This is a genomic window from Paraburkholderia sp. (assembly GCF_035656215.1).
Classification (GTDB): Bacteria; Pseudomonadota; Gammaproteobacteria; order Burkholderiales; family Burkholderiaceae; genus Paraburkholderia.
The window spans coordinates 1-8619 of record NZ_DASRSY010000413.1; the positions used below are offsets into that span (position 1 = coordinate 1).

Here is an 8619-nt window from a genome sequence, read left to right on the forward strand (position 1 = left end):
GTCCGCCGGACACCACGCGGCAAATGGAGTGGGATAGCCCATGGGGACGAGGCTTTCCCGGTTGGCATATCGAATGCTCGGCGATGTCCGCTAAATATCTAAGCCCATGGTTCGACATTCATTGCGGTGGAGAGGATCACATCGCCGTACATCACAGCAATGAAATTGCGCAGACCCAGGCACGTCACGGAACCCGCCTTGCGAATTTCTGGATGCACGGACATTTCCTCACGCTGGATGCGGGCAAGATGTCGAAGTCGGGCGGCGACTTCGTGCGCTTGCAGACGTTGATCGAGCGCGGCATTGATCCGCTGGCGTATCGCTACTTATGCCTGAGCGCGCATTACCGGAGCAGTTTGCGTTTCAACACGGGCGCGCTGGACGCTGCGCAATCCGCGTTGGACCGTGTGCGTAGAGCCTATGTGCAGTGGCCAGACGGCGGTGCGCCCGATGTGAATTTTGTCGCCCGTTTCAAGGCTGAGGTCGATCAGGATCTGAATCTGCCACGTGCGCTCGCTGTGTTGTGGGAAGTGGTCAGAAGCGATCTGCCGGCAGCGACGCGGCGAGCAACGGTCGATTGTTTCGATGCGGTGCTCGGGTTACGGCTCGTCGAATGGAAGGAGGACGCGGTACAGGTTCCCGCGGATATCGCGCTTCTCGCCGATGAGCGTGAAAAGGCCCGCGCGGCTAAAGACTGGAACGAGGCCGACCGTCTGCGTGACCGCTTAAGAGCCGAGGGCTGGCATGTCGAAGACAGCGCGAGTGGGCAGGTACTGCGTCCGCTGGATAAGGCGTAGTGGCGATATCCGGGCGTGGCGGCGTTGACTATTCCCATGCGCCGCCACGCAATAGAGCAGGTTTGCTGTTCCGGTGCCACGTCTTCCGTGTTCGCGGCCTAAAGCGGCACCACCACCGGTTCGGAGTGCGAAGGCGGCTTGCCGTATGGCAAATGGAATGGTCCATAGTCCCAATGAATCGGTGGACACTCCCAGCCGCGCCGAATGACAACTGGCGGCATCATCCCGCCGGGGCAAGCAGGCGGTGCTTCTCGGGTGAGGCAGGCGATGCCGCCGCGTACGGACCGCGACGCGGACGGGTCGAGTTCATCGACGCGGGGCAGATCTTTGAGGACTAGCGCTTTCATGGCGGATCTCCGGCAAAGTTGGATTGACAGTGAGCCCGGGTATCGCCGCGCTCATTGGTCCCATTGCACACACCATGCCATCCGCCGCAAAGCGGCATGCCGTCCACATCCGCTGATCTGGCGGGCGCAAGGTGGTTGAGATGGACCGACTTGCCGACGCCAGGATGTCGGTGTGCTGCCAACAGTTACGCTCGTTGCGAGCATGCCCTTGGTCTACCGAAATTCTGGGCACAATAGGCAAGCCCGCGCCACTCGCGTCTGAAGGACGTGATGGCGCCGGGTGCGCTCGATCCGCTGATCAAGGAATTGCTTTACGTCGCAGTGAGCGTGACGAACAACTGCGGTTACTGCGTCGCGAGCCATACGGCTGCGGCCCGCCGCGCCGGTATGACCGACGAAATGTTCGGCGAGCTGCTGGCGGTGGTCGGCATGGCGAACGAGACTAACCGCCTCGCGGTGGGATATCGCGTACCGATCGATCCTGCGTTCGAGTAACGTCGTCGAGTAACGGCGCGTGCGCTTCAGCCTTACACGCCACGCCATCCGGCGAGCAACGCGGGCAATTCGGCCATGTCCCGGAAGACGTGAACCGCGCCCGCGCCATGCAAGGCAGTGGCGCTGCTGTGGCTCAGTTCTTTCGGACAATAACCAAACACCGTGGCGCCGGCGGCTACGCCTGCCGTCACGCCCGTGACGGTATCGTCCACCACAGCGCAGCGTTGCGGTTCCACGCCCACCCCCGCGGCGGCGGCGAGATAGACATCGGGATAGGGCTTGTTGCGCGGTGTTTCGTGGCCGCTGAAGATGCGCCCTTCGAAGCAGTCGAGAATACCCGCCTTCGCCAGTTGCAATTCCACTTTGATGCGATCGGCGCCCGACGCGACAGCGATGCGTGCGTCGAGTGTCGCGTACAGCGCGCGCACTGCTGACGCTGCGCCGTCAATCGCCATCAACTCGCGATCGAGCGCTTCATTACGGCGCGCGCGAAACTGCATGAGCCAATCCGTCGTAATCGCGAAACCGGTGCGTGCTTCGATGAGTGCGGCTTCATCCTTGACGGCCTTGCCGACAAAAATACGCATTGCTTCTTCAACGGTCAATTGCCAGCCCAACTCGCCGAGCATCTCGGTTAGCACGCGGTTGGTAATGGGTTCGGAGTCGACGAGCACGCCGTCGCAGTCGAAGAGTACGGCGTCGAAAGGGAAATCGGACATCGGGCAGGGTACGGATAGAGGTCGCGGAACCGGCAAGGATACCTCACCGGCTCGCGCGACGCTGCACAAAGGCTATGTGACCGGCCCCTGCTGGCGATCAGGACCCTGAAGCTTCGGCGAGGTCGCGAGCGCGTTCGGGTTCGCGGTGATCAGGTTGTTGCTGCTGAGGTTGTTAACCGCCGGCGTGCCTGCGGCTGCCGTGAATTGCGGCTCGCCAACCGGGTTGCTGGCTTGCGGGTAGGTCGCGAAGTAGTGGTCGAACGAGACGTTCTCGCCGAAGATCACCACCACGTGTTTGATCGGCGTGGTCGTCGTGACCGCGTCCTGCGCCGACACTGTTGCTACCGGTGTCGATGCAGTCGCCGGCGCTGACGCCGTCGAGCTGACACTATTGTTTCCGCAAGCTGCGAGCGCAAGCATCGCAGCAAACGGGATGGGTAAGAGGGTTCTACGGAACATGTGACTGGCTCCAGATTCGACTTCGCCGTTCAGCGTTTCCAGTGATGCACGTGTGGATGTTCGCTGGGGATATTGTTAGAAATACAGCTAGTGGTCTTACCGCAAGAAACTGCGCGCATTGAAACACCCGCTGATTAAGATTTGAGGGCGCGAACATTACGCTGCCTATCGGTCGCCATTCATTTGAGTAACGTTTGCTGTCGTTATGCTTTCGTTTGCCTGCAGTGTGAAGGCCGTTTGGTTGGCTACGACCAGCACGCATCGGCGCATTTCTCGTTCATGCCAATCAAAGCGACGGATTTATCCGGCTGCTGCGTTCAAGAAGAAACGGGGTTGTCTATGGCTTCAACTCTTGTGGGAGAAAGCAACATGATGTGGAGCCGCATGCCTTGAGCGAACGCGATCCCGATGCGGAACTGCTGGCGGCGGTTGCCCGGCAAGACCCGGCCGCCGTCCGCTCGCTCGTCGCGCGCAAGTTGCCGCGTCTGCTCGCGCTCGCCACGCGCATGCTGGGAGATCGCATGGAAGCGGAAGACGTGGCGCAGGAGGTCTTCGTGCGGATCTGGAAACAGGCTTCGCGCTGGCGGGAAGGCGAGGCGAAGGTCGATACGTGGGTGCATCGCATCGCACTCAATCTTTGCTATGACCGCTTGCGCGGCCGCCGCGAAGTCCCATACGACGACATGCCCGACGAGATCGACCCCGCCGCATTGCCCGACGCCACCCTCGAAGCGCGCGCCCAGGACGAGCGCGTGCGCGAGGCGCTCGCCGCATTACCGGCACGGCAGCGCGAGGCGCTGGTGCTCAATTACTACCAGGAGATGTCGAACATCGACGCTGCCGCCCTGATGGGCATCACGGTCGATGCGCTGGAAAGTCTGCTGGCACGTGCGCGCCGCAATCTGCGCGCCCAACTGGCCGGCAGCGGCCTTAGCAAGGACAAGTCATGACGCCCGAAAGATTCCATCAGATCGTCGAAGCCTACGGCGCCGATCCGCGCCGCTGGCCGCAACAGGAACGCGCAGCGGCAGAGGCCTGGGCCGCGGCGCATCGTGTCGAGGCCGATGCGGTGCTGGCGGACGCGGCCGGCATCGACGCGTTGCTGGCGGCCGATAAGGTCGATCCGCCGGGCGCGGCGTTGCAGCAGCGCATTATCGGCAGCGCACCAGTGCGGCAGCCGGCCGCGCCGCGCCGGCGCTTGTGGTGGTCGGGCGCGGCGGTGGCCGGTGTTGGACTGCTCGGTGGCGTAGCCGGCGCTTTTGCGGTGTCGTTCTTCGTGTTGACGGGGACGGTTCCGCAAGTGCATGAGTCCTCTTATTTAACTTCGAGTTTCGGTGGGTCGTCCGCCGATTGGAGCGGCGAATGAACGGCCGGTCATGGAAAATCGTGCTGGTGGCTTCGCTGGTGCTCAACGTGTTTCTGCTGGGCGCGATTGCCGGTGGTGCTTATCAATGGTTCACGGCGCACGGTGCGATGACGCCCGTGCTGGCGCAGCAGCGCATGGCACTGCGCTTCGCCGCTGAAACGCTGTCGGCCGAGCGTCAGAAGGCCTTTATCGACGGCTTGAAGCATGCGCGCCGCGAGGGCAACGAGTTTGCCCGCGAGGGGCGTGAAGGGCGCCACGACGTATTGCGTCTGCTCGCCGCGCCGCAGTTCGATCGTGCGGCGCTGGACGCAGCGTTGGCCCGCACGCGTGAGGCCGACAGCAGCTTGCGTGCGCAAGTGGAAGGCAGTGTGGCGAATTTTGCGGCAACGCTGTCGCCCGAAGAACGCGTCGAATTCGCCGACAGCCTGAAGCTGCGCGGCCAATGGCGTGAGCCGCAGCCGGCCGGCAATGCGAAGAAGGCGCCGAAGCCGGCTGCGAGTGACGCTTCGAGTGAAGCTTCTGGCGAATAAAAAATTCTGAGCGGGCGCGACGGATTTCATCGTGGCGGCCGTTTAAAGAAATATCCAACGCCGAAGAGGACGGTATGGCTACCTCACCGAACATGAATGCCGCGGCGATTGCATTGAATCGCTTCGGCCTGGGTGCCCGTGCCGACGACACGCCGCCTGCCGACCCGAAGGGATGGCTGCTCGCGCAGTTCGAGCAGTATCAGCCGCGGCCTGCCGCATGGGCAAGTCAGCCTGATTCGGTGGTGCTGTCCACGGAGCTGGCACAGCAGCGCATGCAACTGAATCAGCTAAACCGGCAGAATCAGCAGAACGCCAGCGAAGGCGCGAGCGCCAATCAGGCGAATGTGCAAGCCAATGCACAAACCAATGCGCAAGCCATCGGGCAAAGCACAACAGGAACCACCGCCCAGACTGCTAAGCAAGCCGAACGAAAAGCGCTGCGCGGTGAAGTCCTCGACATGTACCGTTCTTCGGTGAACGCGCGGGTCGCCAGTGCATTGACTACGCAGACACCCTTCATCGAACGGCTGGTTCATTTCTGGGCGAATCACTTCGCGGTATCCACGGAAAAACCCGGCGTCGCGGCACTGGCCGGTTCGTTCGAAGCGGAAGCGATCCGCCCGCACGTGCTCGGCCGTTTCGAAGACATGCTGGTTGCAGTGGAACGTCATCCGGCCATGCAGTTGTTTCTCGATCAGACGCGCTCGGTCGGACCGGACAGCATGGCGGCCATGCGCGCCGCGCAGCGCAATCCTGACGTCAAGCGTGGTCTGAATGAAAATCTGGCGCGCGAAATCATGGAGCTGCACACGCTTGGCGTGCGCAGCGGCTATAACCAGGACGACGTCACCGAATTCGCCCGCGCGCTGACCGGCTGGAGTCTGGTCGCCAACCCTGGCAATCCGAACAATCCGGGCAACCCGCTTCGGCAGGGTATACCGCCGAACGCCGCGCCGGGCACCTTCGTGTTTCGCACCGCGCTGCACGAGCCGGGCTCGAGAACTATCATGGGCCGCCGCTATGACCAGCCAGGAGAAGAGCAGGCGCTGGCGGTCCTGCACGACCTCGCCAGCGCGCCAGCGACGGCACAGCACATCGGCGGCAAGCTCGCCCGTCACTTCGTCGCGGACAATCCGCCGCTGGACGTGAGCGAGCGGCTCGCGAACGCGTTCGCGCGCAGCGGCGGCGATCTGCCGACCGTGTACCGGACGTTGCTCGATATGCCGCAAGCGTGGTCGCCGGTTGCCGTGAAGTTCAAGACGCCGTGGGAATGGACCATTTCTTCGATGCGCGGGCTCGGCTGGCAGGACCTCAGCAACATGCAGACCGCGCCCATTCTGACGCAACTCGGTCAGCCGGTATGGCGCCCGGGCTCGCCCGCGGGCTACGACGACATCGCAGCGAGTTGGGCGGCGCCCGATGCGCTCGTGCGCCGGGTCGAAGTGGCGCAGCGCTTCGCGTCGCGCGTCGGCGACCGGCTCGATGCGCGCGCGCTCGGCCAGACTTTGCTCGCCGGTTCGCTCAGTGCGCCGACGGCTGCGGCTGTGTCGCGTGCAGAAAGCGCGTCGACGGCGATTGCGCTGCTGCTGGTCTCGCCGGATTTTCAACGGAGATGAACGCCATGTTTTCACGCCGCAAATTTCTGAGTATCGCCGCTGCGGGCGCGGGCGCGATTCTCGTGTCTCCGCAGATCGCTTTTGCCAGCGTCGCCACCGATCGCCGTTTCGTGTTCGTGATCCAGCGCGGCGCGGCCGACGGCCTGAACATCGTCGTACCGTATGCCGAGCCCGCCTACGCGACACTGCGCGGTGCGCTTGCAATCGACACATCCAAAGCGACCCGGCTCGACGGAACCTTCGCGCTGCATCCATCGCTCATGCAGACCGCCGCAATGTATGCGGACCATCAGGCGCTGTTCGTTCATGCGGTGGCATCGCCATATCGTGACCGCTCGCACTTCGACGGGCAGAACGTGCTGGAGACCGGCGGCACGTCGCCGTATCAGATGAAGGACGGCTGGTTGAACCGGCTCGTCGCCTCGATGCCCACCACGCGCGAGAACGCGATCGCCTTCGCGCCAACTGTGCCGATGGCGCTGCGCGGCAACGCCGCGGTGACGTCGTATGCGCCCTCGGGATTGCCGCAGGCTCCTGACGATCTGCTGATGCGGGTCGCGCAACTGTACGACCAGGATGCGCAATTGCGGCCGCTTTGGGAGTCGGCAATGACCGCGCGTGGGCTTGCGGGCGACGCCGGTGCGCGTCAGGACCCGGCGAGCCTCGGCAAGCTCGCCGCCGGCTTTCTGTCACGCGACGACGGTCCGCGCATCGCGATGATTGAAACCGGCGGCTGGGACACGCATACCGCGCAGAACGCGCGTCTCGCCAATCAGTTGAAAGCGCTCGACGCAATGCTGGCGGCGTTGCGTGACGGCATGGGCCCGTTGTGGAACAAGACGACCGTGGTGGTGGCCACCGAGTTCGGCAGAACCGCCGCTGCCAATGGCACGGGAGGCACCGACCATGGCACCGGCTCGGTGGCGATGGTGCTGGGCGGTTCGGTGGCGGGCGGACGCGTGCTCGCCGACTGGCCCGGCCTGAAACCGGGCGACCTTTACGAAGCGCGTGACCTCAAACCGACCATGTCGCTGGACGCCTTGATTGCCGGTGTCGCGAGCGAAAGCCTCGGACTCGATCCGCAACGCACGGCCAGCACGCTGTTTGGCCAGACCGCGGGAATGCGCCCGGTGACAGGCTTCGTGCATGCATAACCGAATTATCACCAGGGAGAACAAATGAAAATCAGATCGACTATCTGTGCCGTATCGCTTGCAGGTCTGTGTGCCGCAGTATTGTCAGCATGCGTCGTTGAACCGGCACGGCCGCCCCAGCCTGCGCCGCTCGTCGAGGTGGTGCCGGTCGCGCCGGCGCCGGGCTATCACTGGGTGAAGGGCCACTATCGCTGGGAAGGCAATCATTGGGCGTGGGTGCCGGGACACTGGGCAGGTTGATCGCGGCGCCGTGCGTGCTATCGGTTGGTTACGAAATGGGGATGTAATACGTTGATTGCGGGCAGACGCGCCTGGGTGAGCGTTTCAAATACCAGGACAACATGAGGGCGATAGGTACCGCCGCAGATTGGCTCTCGCGGCGCTACCCATCGCAAACTGCGTTGTTCCATCAATCGCCGGCGCGATTAACCCCCACCGCCTTGCGTGCCGAGCGTCAGCTTGTTGTTCACCGACGTTACGCCGGCAACACCCTTCGCCACTTCCTCCGCTTGCGGAATCTGCGCACCATCGGGCACCGATCCAGTCAAGGTCACCGCGCCGCCGCGGGCCCGGACGAACACGTTCGACACATCAAAACCCTGTGTTTTCGCCAAAGCCTTGCGTACGGTCAGCCCCAACTTGCGGTCCGTGCTCTTCATCGCCTTCGTATTCGTAGCCGGCGCTGCCATGGTGCCCGAGGCCATTGCGTCGCTCGACTGGGCATAGGCACTGGACGCAGTCGCCACACACAATGCGATACCGAGTGCCTTCAATAGATTGACTGTTTTCACGTTTTCTCCATTCCTCGAAAAGTTGATTTCGCATCGTTGCATGCAAAAAAATACGCGCTTGCGAGCATCGCGACGCCCGCATGGAGCTCCCTGTCTTGTAGAAGAGTGACGTTGTGAAGCTCCCGGCGCGCTTAAACAATACTCCAGCAAGCGCGCCAGTGTTGAAAAAACTGACCCGGCCGCCCATTGCACGATTCGCCTATCATGGCGGCTTCGACCATCAAAGGCGCACCGCAGATGTCTGACGGCGTACAGCAGCAACTCCACGAACCACGCACGGTTGCCCCAGCATCGTCGATCGATTACGGCCTGTGGGCATTGACCTTCAGCTACGTGCTCAGTCAG

Annotated in this window: 10 protein-coding genes and 2 pseudogenes; 8 read left to right on the forward strand and 4 right to left on the reverse strand. The window is 63.0% G+C overall.

Features of this window, described 5'->3' with window-relative positions:
- Positions 1–797, forward strand: a 797-nt coding sequence (locus VFE81_RS24100; RefSeq protein WP_422662213.1) for a CysS/YqeB C-terminal domain-containing protein, incomplete at its 5' end; no start/stop codon positions are given.
- Between the two features lie 98 nt (positions 798–895).
- Here VFE81_RS24100 and VFE81_RS24105 read toward each other — a convergent pair.
- Complete coding sequence (locus VFE81_RS24105; protein ID WP_325046986.1) at positions 896–1144, reverse strand: hypothetical protein; 249 nt, start codon at positions 1142–1144, stop codon at positions 896–898.
- Positions 1145–1402: 258 nt separating this feature from the next.
- Between VFE81_RS24105 and VFE81_RS24110 the strand changes: the two are divergent.
- Positions 1403–1639: pseudogene (locus VFE81_RS24110) on the forward strand (carboxymuconolactone decarboxylase family protein); the annotation flags it as partial.
- A 32-nt stretch (positions 1640–1671) separates the two neighbouring features.
- On the opposite strand, the gene VFE81_RS24115 reads toward VFE81_RS24110, so the two are convergent.
- Both VFE81_RS24115 and VFE81_RS24120 read right to left on the reverse strand, forming a co-directional pair.
- Entirely contained in the window at positions 1672–2358 is a 687-nt protein-coding gene (locus VFE81_RS24115; protein WP_325046987.1) for an HAD family phosphatase, read from the reverse strand.
- Between the two features lie 102 nt (positions 2359–2460).
- Positions 2461–2817: pseudogene (locus tag VFE81_RS24120) on the reverse strand (alkaline phosphatase family protein); the annotation flags it as partial.
- 374 nt (positions 2818–3191) lie between these two features.
- On the opposite strand from VFE81_RS24120, the gene VFE81_RS24125 reads away from it, so the two are divergent.
- From VFE81_RS24125 to VFE81_RS24150, 6 genes are all read left to right on the forward strand, one after another.
- Positions 3192–3767 carry an RNA polymerase sigma factor gene (locus tag VFE81_RS24125; RefSeq protein ID WP_325046988.1) on the forward strand — a complete coding sequence of 192 codons (576 nt, stop codon included), beginning with the start codon at positions 3192–3194 and terminating at the stop codon, positions 3765–3767.
- Positions 3764–4183, forward strand: coding sequence for a hypothetical protein (locus tag VFE81_RS24130; RefSeq protein ID WP_325046989.1), 420 nt, complete (start codon positions 3764–3766; stop codon positions 4181–4183). The genes VFE81_RS24125 and VFE81_RS24130 overlap by 4 nt, the downstream gene beginning before the upstream one ends.
- Complete coding sequence (locus VFE81_RS24135) at positions 4180–4713, forward strand: periplasmic heavy metal sensor (RefSeq protein WP_325046990.1); 534 nt, start codon at positions 4180–4182, stop codon at positions 4711–4713. Before VFE81_RS24130 ends, VFE81_RS24135 begins: the two co-directional genes overlap by 4 nt.
- Before the next feature lie 74 nt (positions 4714–4787).
- On the forward strand, positions 4788–6329 hold the full coding sequence (locus tag VFE81_RS24140; RefSeq protein WP_325046991.1) for a DUF1800 domain-containing protein: 1542 nt from the start codon (positions 4788–4790) through the stop codon (positions 6327–6329).
- A 5-nt stretch (positions 6330–6334) separates the two neighbouring features.
- On the forward strand, positions 6335–7483 hold the full coding sequence (locus VFE81_RS24145; RefSeq protein ID WP_325046992.1) for a DUF1501 domain-containing protein: 1149 nt from the start codon (positions 6335–6337) through the stop codon (positions 7481–7483).
- Between the two features lie 24 nt (positions 7484–7507).
- A complete protein-coding gene (locus tag VFE81_RS24150) occupies positions 7508–7723 on the forward strand; it encodes a hypothetical protein (RefSeq protein ID WP_325046993.1) in 216 nt (71 codons plus the stop codon).
- Positions 7724–7908: 185 nt separating this feature from the next.
- Here VFE81_RS24150 and VFE81_RS24155 read toward each other — a convergent pair whose 3' ends face one another.
- Positions 7909–8274 carry a BON domain-containing protein gene (locus VFE81_RS24155; protein WP_325046994.1) on the reverse strand — a complete coding sequence of 122 codons (366 nt, stop codon included), beginning with the start codon at positions 8272–8274 and terminating at the stop codon, positions 7909–7911.
- Between the last annotated feature and the right edge of the window lie 345 nt (positions 8275–8619).